The 21237-nt window shown below is 63.9% G+C and carries 14 protein-coding genes and 1 riboswitch; of the genes, 6 read left to right on the top strand and 8 right to left on the bottom strand.

Annotation, left to right across the window (positions count from 1 at the left end; genetic code table 11):
• Nucleotides 1-8: 8 nt before the first annotated feature.
• The 3 genes from M0D43_RS15690 to thiC all read right to left on the bottom strand — a co-directional run bounded on the left by M0D43_RS15690 (nt 9) and on the right by thiC (nt 5663).
• Nucleotides 9-902: a helix-turn-helix domain-containing protein gene (locus tag M0D43_RS15690; protein ID WP_252162144.1), complete on the bottom strand. Its 894-nt coding sequence runs from the start codon at nt 900-902 to the stop codon at nt 9-11.
• 110 nt (nt 903-1012) lie between these two features.
• The gene (locus M0D43_RS15685; RefSeq protein ID WP_252165087.1) at nt 1013-3361 is read right to left on the bottom strand and encodes a winged helix-turn-helix transcriptional regulator; all 2349 of its coding nucleotides are present in this window, start codon (nt 3359-3361) and stop codon (nt 1013-1015) included.
• A gap of 424 nt (nt 3362-3785) precedes the next feature.
• Entirely contained in the window at nt 3786-5663 is a 1878-nt protein-coding gene (gene thiC, locus M0D43_RS15680) for a phosphomethylpyrimidine synthase ThiC (RefSeq protein ID WP_252162143.1), read from the bottom strand.
• A 91-nt stretch (nt 5664-5754) separates the two neighbouring features.
• A riboswitch (TPP riboswitch) is annotated at nt 5755-5852 on the bottom strand.
• A 658-nt stretch (nt 5853-6510) separates the two neighbouring features.
• Between thiC and M0D43_RS15675 the strand changes: the two genes are divergently transcribed.
• Complete coding sequence (locus M0D43_RS15675) at nt 6511-8478, top strand: alpha/beta hydrolase family protein (RefSeq protein ID WP_425510601.1); 1968 nt, start codon at nt 6511-6513, stop codon at nt 8476-8478.
• A 6-nt stretch (nt 8479-8484) separates the two neighbouring features.
• Here the strand turns inward: M0D43_RS15675 and M0D43_RS15670 are convergent, their stop codons facing one another.
• Both M0D43_RS15670 and ggt read right to left on the bottom strand, forming a co-directional pair.
• Nucleotides 8485-10323 (bottom strand): methyl-accepting chemotaxis protein, encoded by a 1839-nt coding sequence (locus tag M0D43_RS15670; RefSeq protein WP_252162142.1) that lies wholly within the window; start codon nt 10321-10323, stop codon nt 8485-8487.
• A 77-nt stretch (nt 10324-10400) separates the two neighbouring features.
• Nucleotides 10401-12110 carry a gamma-glutamyltransferase gene (gene ggt, locus M0D43_RS15665; RefSeq protein ID WP_260807352.1) on the bottom strand — a complete coding sequence of 570 codons (1710 nt, stop codon included), beginning with the start codon at nt 12108-12110 and terminating at the stop codon, nt 10401-10403.
• 654 nt (nt 12111-12764) lie between these two features.
• Between ggt and ilvC the strand changes: the two genes are divergently transcribed.
• From ilvC to M0D43_RS15640, 5 genes are all read left to right on the top strand, one after another.
• Nucleotides 12765-13766, top strand: coding sequence for a ketol-acid reductoisomerase (gene ilvC, locus M0D43_RS15660; RefSeq protein WP_252162140.1), 1002 nt, complete (start codon nt 12765-12767; stop codon nt 13764-13766).
• Between the two features lie 42 nt (nt 13767-13808).
• Nucleotides 13809-15530: an acetolactate synthase 2 catalytic subunit gene (gene ilvG / locus M0D43_RS15655; RefSeq protein ID WP_252162139.1), complete on the top strand. Its 1722-nt coding sequence runs from the start codon at nt 13809-13811 to the stop codon at nt 15528-15530.
• The gene (locus M0D43_RS15650) at nt 15514-15771 is read left to right on the top strand and encodes an ACT domain-containing protein (protein WP_252162138.1); all 258 of its coding nucleotides are present in this window, start codon (nt 15514-15516) and stop codon (nt 15769-15771) included. The genes ilvG and M0D43_RS15650 overlap by 17 nt, the downstream gene beginning before the upstream one ends.
• 129 nt (nt 15772-15900) lie before the next feature.
• Nucleotides 15901-16971 (top strand): threonine dehydratase, encoded by a 1071-nt coding sequence (locus tag M0D43_RS15645; RefSeq protein ID WP_243391057.1) that lies wholly within the window; start codon nt 15901-15903, stop codon nt 16969-16971.
• Complete coding sequence (locus tag M0D43_RS15640) at nt 16968-18530, top strand: 2-isopropylmalate synthase (protein ID WP_252162137.1); 1563 nt, start codon at nt 16968-16970, stop codon at nt 18528-18530. Before M0D43_RS15645 ends, M0D43_RS15640 begins: the two co-directional genes overlap by 4 nt.
• 772 nt (nt 18531-19302) lie before the next feature.
• Here M0D43_RS15640 and leuB read toward each other — a convergent pair.
• The 3 genes from leuB to leuD are packed head-to-tail and all read right to left on the bottom strand — an operon-like array spanning nt 19303 to nt 21209.
• A complete protein-coding gene (gene leuB, locus M0D43_RS15635; protein WP_252162136.1) occupies nt 19303-20376 on the bottom strand; it encodes a 3-isopropylmalate dehydrogenase in 1074 nt (357 codons plus the stop codon).
• A gap of 36 nt (nt 20377-20412) precedes the next feature.
• The gene (locus tag M0D43_RS15630) at nt 20413-20565 is read right to left on the bottom strand and encodes a hypothetical protein (RefSeq protein WP_425510600.1); all 153 of its coding nucleotides are present in this window, start codon (nt 20563-20565) and stop codon (nt 20413-20415) included.
• Entirely contained in the window at nt 20562-21209 is a 648-nt protein-coding gene (leuD, locus tag M0D43_RS15625; RefSeq protein WP_252162135.1) for a 3-isopropylmalate dehydratase small subunit, read from the bottom strand. Before leuD ends, M0D43_RS15630 begins: the two co-directional genes overlap by 4 nt.
• Nucleotides 21210-21237: the final 28 nt, after the last annotated feature.

Raw genomic sequence — 21237 nt, 5'->3', positions numbered from 1 at the left:
TGTGCAAATTACGATTGCGTGAACGCCGTCGCTTTGCGCGTCACGCTCCCTGGCTTTGCCGAATCTGGCGGATTTGCTGTTTGGTCGCGGTAGTGCGATGCGGAGACACCGAAGCGCGCACGAAACGCACGCGCAAAGCTGCAGCAATTGTCGAAGCCGCTTGCGGCTGCTACCTCGCCGATCATCATCGAGGTATCGCGCAACAAGTCCGATGCACGTTCCAGACGCAAGCGTGCGGATAGCGCCTGCGGACTTTCTTCATACAAGCTCTGAAACGTCTTGGAAACGTACCAACTTGAAAAGTTGGTCAGCTGCGCGAGTTCGCTGATGCGCACTACACGATCGCTGTTGCCTTCCAGGTACAGCCGCGCACGTTGCATGCGGCCGAACACCTGACGCCGACGGCTGCGCGAGCGGCCCGGGCAACGCTGCTCTTGTTCGGTGAAGTCGCGCTGCATCGCCGCCAGATGCAGCAGCAGCGGGCGGGCGGATGCACTGCCGCTCAGTGCTGCAGCGTTACGCCACAGCCGCAGTGCAATACGCAGATCGCTGCGCGACAACTGGGCCCGGCCCGGATACAGCGTGGCATCGGTCAGCTCGGCGAGTGATTGCAGGCTATCGTTGTCCAGGCTGACGCCGACACACAGCGCGCTGCGGTCTGCCTGCACGGTGGGATGGGAGTCTTTATCGAAGGCAATCCAGTCGCCAGCACGCAAACGAAACCGTCCCTCCTTGGACTCCACCCACGCGCGCCCACGCAGCTGCACCCACAACGTAAACGTTGCTGCGTTGGTGCGGATGCTGCCGAGCCGAGAGACCGCCAGACAGGTGGTCGATGTCGACTCGCTGGCACTCTCCAACGCGAGCGCAAGTCCGCGATCTGCAGTGATGACCTGTTGCATGTTGGCAGCCCCCTATACAAAAGAGGGCGTAGTGTTTTGCCGACTCTGGCGTCAGTCAGGAAGTTCTGACGAAACTGTGCCGAAATTGCCACGAAGCCTTTCCGAAGAATTTACGAGGCGATTTTTCTCAATACGGACAACAGGTTAGCCAAGACACCGATGGACGCAACGGAACGCTGCGGCAGCGGCATATAGGCAATCGAACTACCATCTTCTTCTGCCAGCGCCACATAGAGCGCACCATCGTGCTGGTCCAGGCTGAAACCGTTGATCGTGGTGAACTTGACCGCATCCAGACACTGACCGCGACCGCCGCGTAGCTCGCCGTCATAGGTGGCGCAGGTATCGGTCGAAGACAGATAATGCAGCTGGCCATGCATCCCCACCGCCCAACTGCGATAGCGCCAGCGCGAGGGCTGCTTCGGATCGATGGCTTGCAAGGTATCGGGGGCAAGCGACGGAGCGATCTGCCAGACACCTCCACCGCTGAGACGGGTCAGCAACACCTGTCCGCTGACGCGGTCTAGTCGTAACTGCGAAACGTCCTGCAGCGTTGCCAGCGCACGCCACGGGCTGCTGCGCCGGTCGTACAGCGTTGCGAAGGTATGCCCGTCGTTGGCGGCAGCAAGTACCAGCAACTGGTCGGGATCAGGAAGGTGAATCGCCTGCAACGGGCGCGGTTGCGGCACCGGCAGTCGCACGACCTTGCCGGTACCTGGGGTCACTTCGAATAGCGCCGCATGCCCGGCCGCATCGCTGCCGCTGACCAGCACGCGTTGCGAATCGGCCGACCAGTCGGCGGCCTGACGTGAATCCGGGCGCAGCCCTTCGATCAGGCGCACCGAGCTGGGCTTGCTGACATCGCCCCACCATAGCCCGTACGTACCGGAGCGGTTGGAGGCAAAGATCAACTGACGCCCGTCCGGCGCGATCATGGGCTGATCGTCGCGCCCGCTGGAAGGAAACAGGCGGCGTCGAATGTAGCCGCCATTCATTGTGTTGCGAATGACTTGATACAAGCCGAATTGCGGTTTGCGTTGCACGAACACCAGATGGCCATGCGCCACATCCGGTGCCTGCGCATCATCCACGCCTAGGTCGTGCAAGCTGCGGTCGGGCAGATCGAGCCGATACAGCCGCGCCTCGCTGTCCACGCGACGCCCGAAGATCAAACCGCTGCCGTCGGGCAGCCAGCTCCAGCCACGGATATCGGCGTTGTCGTGGGTGAGCCGTTCGGCAGCGCCGCCTTCGGCCGGAATCCGCCACAGATCGCCAAGCTGCGGATTACGTAGGAAGACGATCCAATGCCCATCAGGCGAAGAGTGCGGCGCGTAATCGAAATCACCGGCTTGCGCGGGATAGTTCAGCGTCTGCCACTGCCCGGTTTCCAGATCCAGACGCCGCATGCGTGCTGCGCCGTACGTGCCGGTCATGCTGCCGAACACCAGCGCGCGCCCATCCGGCGACCAGCTGAAACTCAGCATGTCCGCACCGTCGCACCGCACCACTTCGCGCGCCGCTGCAGGCCCGGTGGCGGCGGCGATCATGACCCGGCAGCTCCCATCTTGGGACTGCCTGGAAAACGCGATCTCGCGACCATCCGGCGACCACGCCGGCAAACGATCGGAGACGCCCGGCGCTGGCGTCTCCAGCACCCGCGGATAGGCATTGTCGGTGGTTTTGACCAGGATCGAGGTGCCGGCACGATCGCTGGTCAATGAGGCGTACGCCACCATCGCGCCATCCGGCGACAGGCTCGGCGTGAGATCGAATCCACCGCCTGCGGTGATAACCTGATACGGCCGTTCAGGGCTGCCCAACACGGCAGACGCTTGCGCAACCTCAGGTGCCGGAACCCGCAGCCACATGGTTTGTACCGCAAGGCCCAGCACGACCAGCAACGCCACGCTGGCAACTGCCAGCGCCATCCAACGCCGCCGCCGTGACACGGCCGGCCTCGCAGCGACCGGGACGACAGGCTGCGCAGACGCGGCGTGGATGTGTTGCGCAGCAGCGCCGGACTGGCCGGATACGGATACGGATACAGCCCCATCGTCCGTTTGCGCCGGCTCGGGCGAGTGCACACCAGGTGCCTCAAGCGGCAGCGTTGTCGATCCCGTCGTTGCATGCGCTTCCCACGCAACCGCCGCCATCAGGCGATACCCGGTCTTGGCGATGGTCTCGATATGCTCCGAACGCTGCCCGCCGTGACTGGCAAACGCCTTGCGCAGCTGCGTGACCGCCTGGGTCACCACATCGTTGGTCGGCAAGGTATCGGGCCAGACCTCGGCAAGCAGTTGCTCGCGCGTGACCACCTGGCCCGGCTGTCGCGCCAGTGTCAGCAACACCGCCAGGGATTTGGGTGCCAGACGTAGCGGTCCCTTTGCGCCCGGCGCGTGCACCTCGCGCGAGGCAACGTCGACCACGCACTGACCGACACGCAGCCGGTCCGATGGCATTGCAGTTACGGGAGGAACACTCATCGGCAAAGAACACGCATTGGCATGCAAAGGACCGCAAAGAGCGCATCGCACAATGCGCGAAACGCCAAATTCAGCAAAGGACCACGACTGACTGTGTCATGCATCCGATTGGTGCAAATTTTACGCTATGCCTCGTTGCTTCCTATGACAGGCGGCAGCGTCAGGCTCTCTCTCTCTCGCCGACGAATTCAAATAATTACGATGTCTCCTTCGCGCCTTCTGGCGCGATTTTTTTATCTGCGATTCAGCTAAACCCGTGGAAACCCTTATCCGCTGTAATCGCTTGCAATCCAATCGCACGGCGGCACTTGCGCACCGCGATGCGACCTGCTTCACACCAAACTGAATTTTTCCTAAGCGGACGCTGCGTGGCGTTCATGAAACGACTGGATGTAACGCATCACGTGGGGCGGTACACCTGCGCGCCCTGTGCCAGAAACTGCGCCGATTTCTCTTGCATCCCTGTCGATAGCGCTTGCTCGTCGCCCATACCGTGCTCGGCTGCGTAATCGCGTACGTCCTGGGTGATCTTCATCGAACAGAAGTGCGGCCCGCACATCGAACAAAAGTGCGCCAGTTTGTGGGCGTCCTTGGGCAGCGTCTCATCGTGGAACTCCTTGGCCTTTTCCGGATCCAGGCCGAGATGGAACTGGTCGTCCCAACGGAACTCGAAACGCGCCTTGCTCAGGGCGTTGTCACGCACCTGAGCACCCGGATGCCCCTTGGCGAGGTCGGCCGCATGCGCAGCGATCTTGTAAGCCATGATGCCGTCGCGCACGTCCTGCCGATTGGGCAGTCCCAGGTGCTCTTTCGGAGTGACGTAGCAGAGCATGGCCGTGCCGAACCAGCCGATCATCGCCGCGCCGATCGCGCTGGTGATGTGGTCGTAGCCCGGCGCAATGTCTGTGGTCAGCGGCCCCAGGGTGTAGAACGGCGCCTCGCCGCATTCGCGCAGCTGCTTGTCCATGTTCTCCTTGATCAATTGCATCGGCACATGGCCGGGGCCTTCGATCATGGTCTGCACATCGTGCTTCCAGGCCAGTTTGGTCAGCTCGCCCAGCGTCTCCAGTTCACCGAATTGTGCGGCGTCGTTGGCATCGGCAATGCAGCCGGGGCGTAACCCATCGCCCAACGAGAACGCCACGTCGTAGGCCTTCATGATCTGGCAAATGTCTTCGAAGTGGGTGTAGAGAAAATTCTCCTTGTGATGCGCCAGGCACCACTTGGCCATGATCGAACCGCCGCGCGACACGATGCCGGTGACGCGCTTTGCGGTCAGCGGCACGTAGCGCAGCAACACACCGGCGTGGATGGTGAAGTAATCCACGCCTTGCTCGGCCTGTTCGATCAAGGTGTCGCGGAAGATTTCCCAGGTGAGTTCTTCGGCGCGCCCATCGACCTTTTCCAACGCCTGATAGATCGGCACCGTACCGATCGGCACCGGCGAGTTGCGGATGATCCACTCGCGCGTTTCATGGATGTGCTTGCCAGTGGACAGATCCATCACCGTGTCGCCGCCCCAGCGGATCGACCACACCAGCTTCTCGACTTCTTCGGCAATGCCCGAGGACACGGCGCTGTTGCCAATGTTGGCGTTGATCTTGGTCAGGAAATTGCGGCCGATGATCATCGGCTCGCTTTCGGGGTGATTGATGTTGTTGGGCAGGATCGCGCGCCCTCGCGCGATCTCCTCGCGCACGAATTCCGGCGTGATGCGCTGCTGGATCGAGGCGCCGAATGCCTCGCCCGGATGCTGCTTGCGCAAGCTCGCATCGGTCACCGCCTCCAGGCGCTGATTTTCCCGGATCGCCACGTACTCCATTTCCGGAGTGATGATGCCGCGGCGCGCGTAGTGCATCTGGGTGACGTTGGCGCCCTCGCGCGCGACCCGCGGCAAGCTCCGCCCCGGAAAGCGCACGGCATCCAGGCGCGCATCGTGCTCGCGGCCGCGCCCGAAGCTGGAACTCAATCCGTCGAGCGCCACCGTGTCGCCACGCTCGGCAATCCACTGCGCGCGCAGCGGCGCCAGGCCGGCGGCCAGATCGATGGCCGCCTGTGGATCGGTATACGGCCCGGAGGTGTCGTAGACACTCAGTGGCGGATTCTCTTCGCCACCGAACAAGGTGGGAGTGCGCGTTAACGCGATCTCGCGCATCGGCACTTGCAAATCCGCGCGCGAGCCTTGCACGAAGATCTTGCGTGAGCCGGGAATCGGCTGGGTGACAGCCTCGGACAACGACTGGGCTTGTTGCAGCAAAACGGTGGGCGCGGCATTCATGGCGTTCGTCCTAATGGCTGGCGCTGCGAGGAAGTCGCAGTGCGGACGAAGCGGCGGCGCTCGATACGGATCGCTCGTGCACGCACGAACCATCGCATCTGACGAAGCTTCCCTACGCCGGTATCAGCCGGATCAGGTTCGAAGGGACTATCTCAACCGCAGCACGCTGCGGTACCCCCACTTCGGTGGCGATTAAACCACATCGTAGGTTGCACGGCGAAAACTAATGTCGCGGGCTCTTGGCGACGCGCACGGCACTGAGTACGTGAGTGAGCCATACCGCCTTAACGCGGCGCCCGCACATGCCTGGTGTTGACGGCCGCAGGGGGCGCTTTCGACAGCGACATATGTCCGCGCAGGCCATCTCACGCCTTGGCAGCACACGCCCAGCGTCGACCAGGCACTGCATCGCGCGCCCTTGCGTGCAGCGCAATAAGGCACCGATGGATGCGTGGGCTTGAACAACGTGTTCGACCACGACCCGCCGGTCGCGCTCAGCGCCTCGGCAACTCCTTCGATTCGGCCTATGCCATCCCGGGCGCTATCGCTACCTGCAGTAGACCCAGCGCTGTTGAACATGCTCTTTGGAGCAGCTGTTGTCACAACGCCCTCTTTCGGGAGGTCGTTGCCTCTGTGACAGCGCTAACACGCAATCGATCGTTTGGCACACGGCAAGGCGATGGCGGCATGCCCGGACATGTCCACGGCATAGCGCACCGCTAGCCTGCAATCACTACAACAAGAAACTGCTCTCTCCCTGCCGCCGATCTTCGGCGGCTTTTTTTTCTTGCCAGCGGCACGCCCGCTTAGCTATCGTTCATCGAACCAGGGGGAAGGGCGATCGACGATGCAGCGGATGCAATGGCTGGCGTGTGTGGCGGGGCTGTGCGTGGTGCAGTGGGCGGGAATCGCAGTGGCTGGGGCGGCTCCTCCAATCGAAGCCTTCGTCGAGTCCGGGCCGATCTCCTCGCCCTCGATGTCTCCGGACGGAAAACACCTCGCGGTCAGTGCCGATCTCGGCGAGGGCAGTCACGCGCTGGTGGTGTACCGCATCGCCGACATGCAATACACCACGATTCTGCGTTTGCCGCGTTACGAACTTCCCGTGCAGATCGCCTGGGTCAGCGACAGGCGCCTGGTCATCGGAAAGGGCCGCAAACTCGGGTCGCTGGAAGAACCGATGCCGATGGGCGAAGTGATCGCCACCGATCTGGATGGCAGCAATCAGCGCTACGTCTACGGTTATCAACAGAGCACGCGCAATGCGGGCCTGGAGCGCGGATTCGGGTACATCCAGGGAATTCCGAGCACGCGTAATGGGCATTTCTACATGCGGCGGTTGTCGCTGGATTCGCGGCATTCGATGCTCTACGACGTCGATACGACCAACAGTACCCATCGCCTCATGGCCGATATCGATGTGCCGGATCTACGCTTCGTCCTGGACCAGGACGGCGTTGCGCAATACGCCTACGGCACCGACGAGCACGATCAATCGCTGCTGTTTCGGCGCAAGGGCAATGGATGGTCGCCCATGACCGAGGTGCAGTCGAATTGGCGGCCGATTGGTTTTGCGCGGCAGGCCGGGCGTGTCTACGGGGGGTATAGCGAGTCTGATGGCCCCGATGCGTTGGTCGCCACCGACCCGGACGGCCAACAGCGCAAGGTCCTCGCGTCGGACCCGTTCTACAGCGTGGACGATCTGCAATGGGGTGTGGCGCCGAAGACACCGTTCGCGGCCCGGCTGGGGCCGGGGCGCCCGGCCTTACGCTACTTCGACGGCGAGAGCCCGGAAGCGAAACTCCATCAGGAATTGAGCACGTTGCTGAGCGGCCAGTATGTCGACTTCGTCAATTTCACCGATGACGGCAACGGGCTGTTGTTGAAGGCCTACAGCGATCGCGACCCAGGCGCCTGGTACGTGTACGACCGCCGGGCCAATACGTTGAAGCGCGTCATCAAGGCACGCGAGGCACTTCGCGCGGAGCAGATGAACGAACGCCGCATGGTGACGTTCCAGGCACGCGATGGGTTGACCCTGGACGCCGTCCTGACCGTGCCGCAAGGCGCGCCTGACAATGCGCCACTGCCGATGATCCTGCTTCCGCACGGCGGGCCGCATTCCGAAGGCGATGGCTGGTCCTTCGACACCGATGCGCAATTCCTGGCCAGCCGCGGCTATCTGGTGCTGCAGGTCAATTTCCGCGGTGGACGCGGACGCGGCAATCGCTTCGAGCGCGCCGGGTATCGCCAATGGGGCGAACGCATCCAGGACGATCTTGTCGACGGCGTGCGCTGGGCCATCGACAAAGGCCTGGCGGACAAACACCGCATCTGCAGCTACGGCGCCAGCTTCGGCGCGTATGCCGCAATGATGGTGCAGGTCAAGGCACCGGAGTTGTTTCGCTGTTCGGTGGGGGTCGCCGGTATTTACGACCTGCAGATGATGTACACCAAGGGCGACATCAATCAGAGCGATTACGGCGTGAATTATCTCGAACGCGTCATTGGTCGCGACACCGCCGACCTCGCTGCACATTCTCCAGTCTCGCTGGCCAACCGCATCAAGGCACCTGTGCTGCTGGTCCACGGCGAAGAAGACGAGCGCGCGCCGTTTGCACAGGCCAAGAGCCTGCGCGCAGCCCTCATCCGTGGCGGCAATGCACCGGAGTGGATGTCCGTGCCCAAGGAAGGCCACGGGTTTTACAAGGAGGCCAACCAGATCGCGTTCTATCGCACGCTGGAGCAGTTCCTTGCCCACCAGCTCGGTCCAGGCGCCACGCCTGCAACCGCAGCACGCGCTGCAACGCCGTAGGCCGCGTCACTCCAGCGTATAGCCCACCCGCAAGCCACCCCAGTGCTTGCGGCCGACGAAGATCGGCGTGGAGAGGTCGAACATGATCTGGCCGGTATCGCGGCGGTAGACCTGCAAGCGGTACGGGTCGGTGTGCGCGCCCACGCTGCGGCCAACACGATCAGTGAACTTGCGCTTGGTGCGGTTGCCGACCAGATCGCGCTTGGCATCGCCGGTCAGTGGTTGGGTGAAGCGCAGATTATGGGTGGGCACATAGCCATCGGGATTGGCGCAGATGGCGAAAACGATCCACGGGTGCGCGTCCAGCAGCGGCTCTTGCAACGCGGGCAGTAACTGGTCGCAGAGCGCATCGAAGTCGGTGCTGAACTTGGGCGGCTCCACGCCGGCGATCGGCGTATAGGTCCGCGCGAACAACCCCGCTTCGTCGATCTGCCCGCGCGCAATGGCTTGTGCCAAGGCGGTTCCGATCTTGCCGGCGGTGGCAACAGCCAGCTCCTTGACCCGCGCGTGCCTGGGCACTTGCAGCGGGTCCGGCGGCAAGCGGAACAAGCCCACGCAATCGCGCAGGGTTTCGGTGCCGCGCTCCAGTGCTTCGCTGCGTTCGGCCACGTGTGCGGCGTGCTGCAGATTGCTGCGGCCCAACGCCACCACGCCATCCACCGCACGCTCGATCCCGCGAATCTCGCCATCCTGCGCCTGGATGCGCCCGGCCACCGTGGTCATCGCGCTGCTAGCCTGCCCGAGCACGCGGGTGATGCCATCAAGCACCGCCTCGGTACCACGTGCAGACGCCGCGCCCTCGCCCACTGCGGCGCTGGTTTCGGCCAGGATCGCGCGGACGTCGCGTGCCGCGGCGGCGGCGCGTTCAGCCAGACGCCGGATCTCGGTGGCGACCACTGCAAAGCCACGCCCGGCATCGCCGGCGTGCGCCGCTTCGATGCTGGCGTTGATCGACAGGATGTTGGTCTGGAACGCCACCGAATCGATGACCTCGATGACTTCGCCCGCGCGTGCCGCGCGGCGTTCCACTTCGTGCATGGCCTGGCCTAGCGCATGCGCCGCAGCGACGCCTTGCCGTGCGCTGTCATCGGCGCTGGCGGCCAACGCAATGACCTGCGCCAACTCGGCGTTGACGTCCTGCAGGCTCGACGACAGCCGTTCCACCGCGGTGCGTGCACCGTCCAGTGCTTCGGTCTGCGCTTGCGACTGACGCACCATCTCGTCGTTTTCGGCCACCAGCGGCGGTACTTCGGCAGCGATCTGCACCGACAAGGCCACTGCCTGGCGGATGGCCTCGGCCAGATTGCCGAAACCCGCCTGCAGCCGGCGGCCCATCTCGGTTTCCGCCAGCCCCGGCGGCAACGCGAGTTCGAGTTCGCAGCCGGCCAACGCCTGCGCGGTGCGTTCGAGCACCGTACGGTCTTCGTGTTCGGCCTGCAGGCGCGCGACCAGTGGCTGCAGCAGAGGCGAGATCGGTACCGGCCGGCTGCCGTCGGCCAGACGCGTGGCCTCGCGCAGCAGGACCGCGGTTTCCACATGTGGCAGCGACAGCATCCAGCCGCCGTGCTCGCGGTCGCGCACATAACGCACGCGCCGCGCCGGGTCCTCGCCCGGGGCAGCCCAGACGCCGTCTTCGCCAACCAGATCGGCCGCACTCAATCCCCACACCACCGAGGCCGGTGCCCCCTGCAACTCGGCGGCAGTTTTGCCCAGCACATCCAGACCGGCCCGGTTGCAGGCCACCAGACAGGCCTCTGCAGACAGCCGCAGCAAGGCAACCGGCGCATCAGGGAGCACGGCCGTCTGGGTCTGCGACGGCGGGTCGGGCTGTTGCATCGAATTCATGAGGGCTCCTGCTCCATCATTGATTAGCGGCGGGCTGCGCTGGGAATTGAACAGCGCCCGCCTCCGTGCCAGTGCGCTCAGTATCCGGCCGCCTGGCCATCCTTGCGGCTTTCCGAAGCACCGTAATACACGCCGCTGGCCGGGTCGCGCGCAATCGCTTGGTAACCGCCATACGGGCCGTCCGCAAAGATCACCCGGTGGCCTTTGCGCATCAGCGCGCGGATGGTGTCGTAGGAGAAGCCGGTTTCCAGATTGACCTCGCCGCCATCACTCATCGCGGTGGCCTGGCCGGTCGGCTCGGTGGAGCCTTCATGCTGGATGCGCGGCGCGTCGCCGGCTTCCTGCAGATTCATATGGAAGTCCACCAGGTTCATCACGATCTGCACGTGCCCCTGCGGCTGCATCGCTCCGCCCATCACCCCGAAGCTCAGCCACGGCTTGCCGTCCTTGGTAACGAAGGCCGGGATGATGGTCTGGAACGGCCGCTTGCCCGGCGCGTAGCCGTTGGGATGATCCTTCTTCAACACGAACATCTCGCCGCGGTCCTGCAGGATGAAGCCCAGCCCCGGCGGCGCCATGCCGCTGCCCATGCCGCGATAGTTGGACTGGATCAACGAGACCATCATGCCGTCGGCATCGGCCACGGTCATGTAGATGGTGTCGCCCTCTTCGAGTTGCTTGGGCGTGCCCGGTTGTACTTCCTTCAAGGCCTTGTCCATCGAGATCAGCGACCGCCGCTGGGCGGCATACTCCTTGGACACCAGCCTGGCCAGCGGCGCGGGCTGGAATGCCGGGTCGGCGTAGAAACGCGCACGATCGGCGAACGCCAGCTTCTTGGCTTCGGTAAACAAATGCACATGCTCGGCCGAGCCGAAGGGAATCCTGGAGAAATCGTATCCCTCCAGAATATTGAGCATCTGCAGCGCCGCGATGCCCTGGCTGTTGGGCGGCAGCTCCCATACGTCATAGCCTCTGTAGTTGGTGGACACCGGTTCCACCCACTCGCCCGTATGGCTGGCCATATCCTCGTAGCTGAGGTAACCACCATTGGCCTTGAAGTACGCGCCGATGGTGCGCGCGATGTCGCCCTTGTAGAGCGCATCGCGGCCGCCATCGGCGATCTGCTGCAGCGTGTTGGCCAGGTTCGGGTTCTTCCACAGCTCGCCTTTGCGCGGGGCGTGGCCGTCGATGGTGAATTGCTCCTTGAAACCGGGATATTGCGACAGGCGCGGCACCGAGCGATCCCAGTAATAGGCAATGGTTTCGGCCACCGGATGGCCTTCGCGGGCGTAGCGAATCGCCGGCGCCAGATTCTGCGCCATCGGCTTGCGCCCGAAGCGCTCATGCAACGCGAACCAGCCGTCCACTGCGCCTGGCACCGACACCGGCAGCGGGCCGGTTGGCGGAATGTCCTTCAAGCCGCGACGCTGGAACTCGGCCAGCGTCAGCGACCTGGGCGAGCGGCCCGAGCCGTTGTAACCATAGAGCTTGTGGGTCTTGGGGTCCCAGACGATCGCAAACAGATCCCCGCCGACGCCATTACCGGTTGGCTCCATCAGGCCCAGCGCGGCATTGGCGGCAATCGCCGCATCCACCGCCGAGCCGCCGTCCTTCATCACATCCAACGCGATCTGGCTCGCCAGCGGTTGCGAGGTGGCGGCCATCGCATGCGGCGCGATCACTTCCGAGCGGGTGGCAAACGGCTGCCCGGTGACGCGGTCGGCAGCGCCGAGGGGCGGCGCAAGCAGCGCCAGAGCGGACACCAACAACACAGGTACGCGACGCATCACAGATGGCACCCATGACACTAAGAATGAGGTGCCAACCATACCAGCGGGCCACGCCGTGCCGTGCGGGCGGCGCCTGGACGCGTGCCTGATGCCGCGCAGATGGTGACCGCCGTCAGCGATGATTGCACCGAACCCATCCTGTTTCAGCGGTAACCATGCTGCTGCAATGAGGCTTTGCACGCATGTCTGGACATCGATGCGGCGGTTTCATGCGCAAGGGTTGACACCCTGGCTGCTGCGATGGTTATCTCAAGCCATGTCGCACCGCCACACCACCTCGAATGCCCCGATGTCCGCGCCCTCCGGCGCGTTGGCTGCGCCGCTTCTCGTGCTCGTACTTATTACCTCGCCAACCGGTGCGGGACGGGACTTCGTGTAGGCAACAGACACACAAGGCTTCGATCAGACCCCGCACCGGCAACGGCGCGGGGTTTCGCGTTTCAGGGATCACCAAAAGTTTCGAATGACATGAACGACATCACTGCCATTTCCGCCAAACGACCCAGCAATGCCCAGCCAGTCGCGGCTGCCTGTGGTTGCCTGCGCCGTGCCATCGTTCGTCCCCGCTTTGCTCAGCCGGCCAGTGCCTGCACTGCCGGCTGATCCGTTTATTCACCGCCCATCTCCACTGCCAACCCGCAAGGACATTCCATGAGCAACGACACCCAACCGAAAATCGCAATCATCGGCTACGGCAGCCAGGGCCGCGCGCATGCGCTGAACCTGCGCGATTCCGGCTTCGACGTCACTGTCGGCCTGCGTCCCGGTGGCCCGACCGAATCCAAGGCGCAGGCCGATGGCTTCACCGTCGTGGCGCCGTCCGAGGCGGTCAAGAGCGCGGATCTGGTCGCCATCCTGACCCCGGACATGGTGCAGAAGAAGCTCTACGAGGAGGTCATCGCGCCGAACATGAAGCAGGGTGCCTGCCTGTTGTTCGCGCATGGCTTGAACGTGCATTTCGACATGATCACCCCACGCGCCGATCTGGACGTGGTGCTGGTTGCACCGAAGGGCCCGGGCGCGCTGGTGCGTCGCGAGTATGAAATCGGCCGCGGCGTGCCGTGCATCTACGCGGTCTACCAGGACACCAGCGGCAAGGCCGAGCAATTCGCACTGACCTACGCCGGCGGCCTGGGCGGCGCGCGCGCCAACATCATCAAGACCACATTCAAGGAAGAGACCGAAACCGATCTGTTCGGCGAGCAGGCCGTGCTGTGCGGCGGTGCATCCTCGCTGGTGCAGGCCGGTTTCGAAGTGCTGGTGGAAGCCGGCTACCAGCCGGAAATCGCGTATTACGAAGTGCTGCACGAATTGAAGTTGATCGTGGACCTGTTTTACGAAGGCGGCATCACCCGCATGCTGGAATTCGTTTCCGAAACCGCGCAATACGGTGATTATGTCAGCGGCCCGCGTGTGATCGACGCCAGCACCAAGGCGCGCATGAAGGACGTGCTGACCGATATCCAGAACGGCACCTTCACCAAGAACTGGGTGGCCGAGTACGACGCCGGCCTGCCAAACTACACCAAGTTCAAGCAGGCCGATCTGGAACACCCGATCGAGGAAGTGGGCAAGAAGTTGCGCGCCAAGATGGTGTGGCTCAACGGCGAACAGCAGGCCGCCGCCACACCTGCGAATCAACAAGCGGCGTAATACCGCCGCACCCCCACCGCTAACACCGAAGGTCCGCAACGCATGAACACCTCCGCACACAGCACGCCCCGCAACGGCGCGCGCTGGCTGACGCAGGCCCTGGAAGCCGAGGGCGTGGAAACGCTGTTTGGTTATCCGGGCGGCACCATCATGCCGTTCTACGACGCCCTGGTGGATTCCAGGCTCAAGCACATCCTCGTCCGTCACGAACAGGGCGCCGCGCTCGCCGCCAACGGCTACGCCCGTGCCAGTGGCAAGGTGGGCGTGTGCGTGGCCACTTCCGGCCCGGGCGCATCCAATCTGGTTACCGGCATTGCCGACGCAATGCTCGATTCGGTGCCGATGGTGTGCCTGACCGGCCAGGTCGCCACGCCGTTGCTGGGCACCGATGCGTTCCAGGAGCTGGACGTGTTCGGCATGACCATGCCGATCGTCAAGCACAGCTTTCTGGCGCGGCGAGTGGAGGATCTTCCGGGCATGGTGCGCGAAGCGTTCCGCATTGCGCGCGAAGGACGTCCCGGGCCGGTGCTGATCGACCTGCCCAAGGACGTGCAACTGGCCAATGCCTCGCATCTGCCAGCGCATGTGCCGGCAGCGGTGTTGCCGCCGCCGGCGCCGGCGGACGCGAAATTGGCCGAAGCACTGGCGGCCATCGCCAGCGCCGAGCGCCCGGTGGTGTACGGCGGCGGCGGCATCGCGTTGGCCGATGCGGTGGAGGCGTTTCGGCGCTTTGTCGAAGCCACCGGCATCCCGACCGCGCTGACCTTGCGCGGCTTGGGAGCGTTGCCGCCTGCGCATCCGGATTACCTGGGCATGCTGGGCATGCACGGCACGCGTGCGGCCAATATGGCGATCCAGGAATGCGATCTGTTGGTCGTTGTCGGTGCGCGTTTCGACGACCGTGCCACCGGCAAGCTGAGCGAGTTCGCCCCGTTTGCGCGCGTCATCCATCTGGATGCTGACGCCTATGAAATCTCCAAGCTGCGCACCGCAGATATCGCGGTGCCCGGCGATGTGGCAGCAAGCCTGAAAGCCTTGAGTGCGGCGCGTGGCAACTGCCAGGCCTGGCGTACGCGCTGCTTTGCGAACCGCGAAAAATTCGGCGCGCGTTACGACGCGCCCGGTACCGATATCTACGCACCGGCGCTATTGAAGCGCCTGAGCGAAGTGGCCCCTGCCGACACCATCATCGCTTGCGATGTGGGTCAGCATCAGATGTGGGTGGCCCAGCATTGCCGCTTCAACGATCCGCGCAATCACCTGACCAGCGGCGCGCTCGGCACCATGGGCTTCGGCCTGCCGGCGGCGATGGGCGCGCAGTTCGCCTGCCCCGATCGCACCGTGGTGCTGGTCTCCGGCGATGGCAGTTTCATGATGAATGTGCAGGAGCTGGTGACGATTGCGCGCTGCAAGCTGCCGGTGAAGATCGTGCTGCTGGATAACAGCTCGCTCGGCATGGTGCGGCAGTGGCAGGAGCTGTTCTTTGCCGAGCGTTACAGCGAAATCGACTTGTCCGACAACCCGGATTTCGCGGCGTTGGCGCAGGTCTTCGGCATCCCGGCCAAGCGCATCATCGCGCGCGGCGATGTGGACGCGGCGCTGGCCGAACTGCTGGCGCAGCCCGGTCCCGGCCTGCTGCATGTCGCCATTGATGCGCGCGCCAATGTGTGGCCGCTGGTACCGCCCAACAACGCCAACAGCACCATGCTGGACAGCAATCCCGCACATGCGGCCAAGGAGACATCGCATGCGTTACCGGCTTGATCTGGTGCTGACGCCGGCAGAAGGCACGCTGGTGCGGGTGATCGGCATGACCGAGCGCCGCGGCTTCCGCCCATGCGCGATCCAGGGTGCGGCAGTCCCAGACGATGCCGGCCGCTGGCATCTGCAGCTTGATGTGGACAGCAACCGTCCACCGGAAACGCTGCGCCTGCAGCTGGAAAAGGTCTACGACTGCGAATCGGTGATGATCACCGCGCTGGAATCGGTCGAGGCCGCGGCATGAACATGCAGACCTCGCGCGACGATCACACTGCCGTTCGGAGGTGTCTTCTTCCAGATCGGCCGCGCGCGTGCCGCAATGCCTGATTCCGGCCGCTCTTCCGCCTCCCCACAGGAGCCAGAGGTAAGCGACGTGGCCGTCAGCGTGGCCGACGTACTGGCGGCACAGGCCCGCCTGCGCAAGTACCTGTCGCCCACGCCGCTGCATTACGCCGAACGCTTCGGTGTATGGTTGAAGCTGGAGAATTTGCAGCGCACCGGCTCCTACAAAGTGCGCGGCGCATTGAATGCATTGCTGGCCGGCCTGGAGCGCGGCGATGAGCGCCCGGTGATCTGCGCCTCCGCCGGCAATCATGCGCAAGGCGTGGCGTGGTCGGCGTACAGGCTGGGCGTCCAGGCCATCACGGTGATGCCGTACGGCGCGCCGCAGACCAAGATCGCCGGTGTCGCGCATTGGGGCGCCACCGTGCGCCAGCATGGCAACAGCTACGACGAGGCATTCGCGTTTGCGCGCGAGCTGGCCGACCAGAACGGCTATCGCTTTCTGTCGGCCTTCGACGACCCGGATGTGATTGCCGGCCAGGGCACGGTCGGCATCGAGCTGGCGGCGCATGCGCCGGACGTGGTGATCGTGCCGATCGGCGGCGGCGGATTGGCCTCAGGCGTGGCGCTGGCATTGAAGTCGCAAGGCGTGCGTGTGGTCGGGGCGCAAGTGGAAGGCGTCGATTCGATGGCACGCGCCGTGCGCGGCGATCTGCGCGAAATCACCCCGGTTGCGACGCTGGCAGATGGCGTCAAGGTCAAGATCCCCGGCTTCCTTACACGCCGCCTTTGCTCGAGCCTGCTCGACGATGTGGTGATCGTGCGCGAAGCTGAATTGCGCGAAACGTTGGTGCGCCTGGCGCTGGAAGAACACGTCATCGCCGAAGGCGCCGGTGCGCTGGCCCTGGCCGCCGGCCGCCGCGTCTCCGGCAAACGCAAATGTGCAGTGGTCTCTGGCGGTAATATCGACGCAACCGTGCTGGCCACACTCTTGTCTGAAGTGCGGCCGCGTCCGCCACGCAAGCCGCGCCGTCGCAATACCGAGCGACTTCGCAACGAACGCAGCGCCAAGCCACCACCCGATACACCCGTTCTTTCCCGCCCATCCGCAGTCGCTTCAACGCCTGTCACCGCCATCGCCGCAGAGGAGTCTTCCTGGTGAACACGACCGTATCCAACCAGACCCCGCATATCCGAATTTTCGACACCACCCTGCGCGACGGCGAGCAATCACCCGGCTGCAGCATGACGCCCCAGCAAAAGCTGGTCATGGCGCGCGCGCTGGATGAACTCGGCGTGGATATCATCGAGACCGGGTTTCCGGCCAGTTCGCATTCGGACCGCGAAGCGGTGGCGATGATGGGCCGCGAGTTGCGCCGCCCCACCCTGGCCGTGCTGTCGCGCTGCTTGCAGGCCGATATCGAAACCTCGGCAAAGGCGCTGGAAGCTGCGGCCAACCCGCGCCTGCATGTGTTCCTGTCCACCAGCCCGCTGCACCGCGAACACAAGCTGCGCATGAGCCGCGAGCAGGTGCTGGAATCGGTGCACCGGCATGTCGCGCTGGCGCGCGGCTACATCGACGACGTGGAATTTTCTGCCGAAGATGCAACCCGCACCGAAGAAGATTTCCTGGCCGAGGTCACCCGCGTGGCGATCGCCGCCGGTGCTACCACCATCAATCTGCCCGACACCGTGGGCTTCACCACGCCCGAAGAAATCCGCGGCATGTTTTCGCGCCTGATCGCCAGCGTGGAAGGTGCCGACAAGGTGATCTTCAGCGCGCATTGCCACAACGATCTGGGCCTGGCGGTGGCCAACTCGCTGGCCGCCATCGAAGGCGGTGCGCGTCAGGTGGAATGCACCATCAACGGCATCGGTGAGCGCGCGGGCAATTGCGCGCTGGAAGAAATCACCATGGCGCTGAAGGTGCGCGGTGCGTTCTACAACATCGATTCGGCGATCAATACGCCGCGTATCGTGTCCACCTCGCAGTTGCTGCAGCGCCTGGTCGGCATGCCGGTACAGCGCAACAAGGCCGTGGTCGGCGGCAACGCGTTCGCGCACGAATCGGGCATCCATCAGCACGGCATGCTGCGCCATCGCGGCACCTACGAAATCATGCGCCCGGAAGATGTGGGCTGGGAATCGTCGCAGATGGTGCTGGGCCGTCACAGCGGCCGCGCTGCCGTCGAGCAGCGTCTGCGCGCGCTGGGGTATCTGCTGGAAGAGGAAGAGGTCAAGCTGGTGTTCGAGCAGTTCAAGGCATTGTGCGAGAAGCAGCGCGTCGTGACCGATGCCGATCTGCAGGCATTGATGCAGGACGCTACCGTGCAGGAGGGCTATCGCCTGGCATCGATGACCATCAGCGATGTGGGCAGCCGCGCCAATGCGCTTGTGGAGTTGTCCGATCCGGAAGGTCACCGTGTGGCTGAAACCGCACAGGGCAACGGGCCGGTGGATGCGCTATTCGGTGCATTGGCCTCGGCCACTGGCGTGAAGTTGGAGCTGGACAGCTATCAGGTGCACAGCGTGGGCATCGGCGCAGACGCCCGCGGCGAAGCCAGCCTGAGCGTGCGCCACGACGGCGTGGAATACGAAGGCACCGGCACCAGCAAGGACATCATCGAAGCCAGTGCGCTCGCATGGCTCGACGTGGCCAATCGTCTGTTGCGTCAGCGCGAGCGTGGCGTCATCGCCGGCAAGACCGCTGCGGTGGCATAGCACGCGTTCGTTGCTAGACGATTGATGTCTGACGGCCGGCAGAGTGATCTGCTGGCCGTTTTGGTTTTGATCTTCAATCCATCCCTGCCCTGCTGTGCTGACCGCTAGACGTGGCGCGTTGGCCGCAAGCGACAGCCACCGCTATCGAAAGGGGCCAATAAGGCGAGCAGCACCATGAAAAACAGCGCTGGCTGACGCGCTGAGCGTCACGATTGAGAGCATTGCTTTCAATGCAGCAGCCGCACTGAGGAAAGCGTGGTGCCGTCTCGGGGGCCGGGACCGTTGGCAGCATGGATGCCGCCATCGAGCCTCCGAGGATGGATTACGGCGTGTCCCGGCTCAGGATGCGGCACCGCGCCTCGACCGATCTCTCGGGCAATCACCGCCGGCCCGGAGCTGTTTAATCGCAGGCAGTGCTAGCCACACTCCGGTCGTTTCAACCAACACACTGCCTAGAGCGTGTTATGCACTTTGAGATGAGATGCGTTGGCCGCCGGCGGTGCGGAGCGGGTGCTGCGTGGCGCCGGCTTGGCTGGCGCCAAGGCCAGCCGCGCGGCGCCCGCTCCGTGCCGCTGGCGGCCAACCCTCCGGGAAGCGCCCTGTGGTGCGCCGATACCGCTTTGAGCGCCTTGTCTCGACGCGCCACAGGACGCTTCGCACTCACCTCAAAGTACATAACATGCTCTAACTCAAGCACCACCAAACGAACGCGGCCATCGTCGTCGAACGATAGCCGCCGGCATCTCCATCATCAAAACGACGAACGCAGACCCTAAAGCGCAGCCACCACCGCATCGCCCATCGCCACGGTGCCGACCTTGCTGGTGCCTTCCGACCAGATGTCAGCGGTGCGCAGACCCTGGTCGAGCACCTTGCCGACCGCACGCTCAATCGCATCCGCTGCATCGGCCTGTGCAAAGGTGTAGCGCAGCATCATCGCCACCGACAGGATCGTCGCCAGCGGGTTGGCGATGCCCTTGCCGGCAATGTCCGGCGCCGAACCGTGGCATGGCTCGTACATACCCTTGCTGTTGGCATCCAGCGAAGCGGAGGGCAGCATACCGATCGAGCCCGTGAGCATGGATGCTTGGTCGGAGAGGATGTCGCCGAACATGTTGTCGGTCACGATCACGTCGAACTGCTTGGGCGCGCGCACCAACTGCATCGCCGCGTTGTCCACGTACATATGCGACAGCGCGATATCCGGGTAGTCATTGGCCACTTCTTCGACCACTGCACGCCACAACTGACTCGATGCCAACACGTTGGCCTTGTCGACCGAACACAACTTCTTGCCGCGCAAACGCGCCATCTCGAAGCCGGCTTTGGCGATGCGGCGGATCTCGCTCTCGCTGTACGGCAAGGTGTCGTAAGCCTGGCGCTCACCGTTTTCCAGCGTGCGGTTACCACGCGGCTGCCCGAAGTAAATGCCGCCAGTGAGCTCGCGCAGGATCAGCAGATCCAGCCCGGACACCACCTCCGGCTTCAGCGTGGACGCATCTGCAAGCTGCGGATACAGCAGTGCCGGGCGCAGGTTGGCGAACAAACCCAGCTGCGAACGGATCTTGAGCAGACCACGCTCCGGGCGTAGCGCCGGGTCGATGGTGTCCCACTGCGGGCCACCTACTGCGCCCAGCAGCACCGCATCGGCAGCACGCGCACGCTCCAGTGTTTCATCGGCCAACGGGCTGCCATATTTATCGTAGGCCGCGCCGCCCAGCTCGTCGTACACCAGCTCGAAACCCAGGCCGTGCTGCGTGTCAACGCGCTTTAGCACCTTGACGGCTTCGGCCATGATCTCCGGCCCGATGCCATCGCCGGGAAGAATCAGAATCTGCTTGCTCATGCCATCCTCGTGAGTGACGCCGCAGCGTCTTTGAAATCAATGATCCGCCAGACCAGCACGGACCTCGGCGAACTCGGCACCGTGTGCATGCACATCGCTGTGCAGATAGGCACGGGCCTGCGGTCCAAACTGCGCAACAACGTGTTCGCTCAGGGCCGACGGATCAGTGGTTTTGGCGACCGCATTCACTGCAGCGCGCCAAACAACCACGGTTGGCGCGCGCGGTGGCCCTGCTCGAAATGACTGATCGCATCGGCGTCCTGCAAGGTGAGGCCGATATCGTCCAGCCCGTTGAGCAGGCAGTGTTTGCGGAAGGCATCGATGTCGAAGCTGTACTCCACGCCATCGGGGCGGCGCACGCGTTGCGCGGCCAGATCCACGGTGAGCTGGTAGCCCTCGGTCGCCAGGCATTGTTCGAACAACGCATCGACTTCTGCTTCGGCCAGCACGATCGGCAGCAGGCCGTTCTTGAAACTGTTGTTGTAGAAAATATCGGCAAAGCTCGGCGCGATCACGGTGCGAAAGCCATATTCGTCCAGCGCCCACGGCGCATGCTCGCGCGAAGAACCGCAGCCGAAGTTCTCGCGCGCCAGCAACACGCTGGCACCCTGATAACGGGGGAAATTGAGCACGAATTCCGGATTCAGCGGGCGCGTGCTGTTGTCGCGACCAGGCTCACCGATATCCAGATAGCGCCACTCGTCGAACAGATTCGGCCCGAAGCCGGTGCGCTTGATCGATTTGAGGAATTGCTTGGGAATGATCTGGTCGGTATCGACGTTGGCGCGATCCAGCGGCGCGACCAGTCCGGTGTGTTGGGTGAAAGGGGTCATTGGAATGCCGGGAATGGGGAATGGGGAA

The sequence above is a fragment of the Xanthomonas prunicola genome (assembly GCF_025266575.1).
GTDB classification, from domain to species: domain Bacteria; phylum Pseudomonadota; class Gammaproteobacteria; order Xanthomonadales; family Xanthomonadaceae; genus Xanthomonas; species Xanthomonas prunicola.
This window is presented reverse-complemented; position numbering and strand designations above follow the sequence as displayed.

Coding starts and splice junctions, on each gene's coding strand:
- M0D43_RS15675 (WP_425510601.1), top strand. CDS start 6,511: ATGCAGCGGATGCAATGGCTGGCGTGTGTGGCGGGGCTGTGCGTGGTG.
- leuD (WP_252162135.1), bottom strand. CDS start 21,209: ATGACCCCTTTCACCCAACACACCGGACTGGTCGCGCCGCTGGATCGC.
- M0D43_RS15690 (WP_252162144.1), bottom strand. CDS start 902: ATGCAACAGGTCATCACTGCAGATCGCGGACTTGCGCTCGCGTTGGAG.
- ilvC (WP_252162140.1), top strand. CDS start 12,765: ATGAGCAACGACACCCAACCGAAAATCGCAATCATCGGCTACGGCAGC.
- ilvG (WP_252162139.1), top strand. CDS start 13,809: ATGAACACCTCCGCACACAGCACGCCCCGCAACGGCGCGCGCTGGCTG.
- ggt (WP_260807352.1), bottom strand. CDS start 12,110: ATGCGTCGCGTACCTGTGTTGTTGGTGTCCGCTCTGGCGCTGCTTGCG.
- thiC (WP_252162143.1), bottom strand. CDS start 5,663: ATGAATGCCGCGCCCACCGTTTTGCTGCAACAAGCCCAGTCGTTGTCC.
- M0D43_RS15650 (WP_252162138.1), top strand. CDS start 15,514: ATGCGTTACCGGCTTGATCTGGTGCTGACGCCGGCAGAAGGCACGCTG.
- M0D43_RS15685 (WP_252165087.1), bottom strand. CDS start 3,361: ATGCCATCGGACCGGCTGCGTGTCGGTCAGTGCGTGGTCGACGTTGCC.
- leuB (WP_252162136.1), bottom strand. CDS start 20,376: ATGAGCAAGCAGATTCTGATTCTTCCCGGCGATGGCATCGGGCCGGAG.
- M0D43_RS15670 (WP_252162142.1), bottom strand. CDS start 10,323: ATGAATTCGATGCAACAGCCCGACCCGCCGTCGCAGACCCAGACGGCC.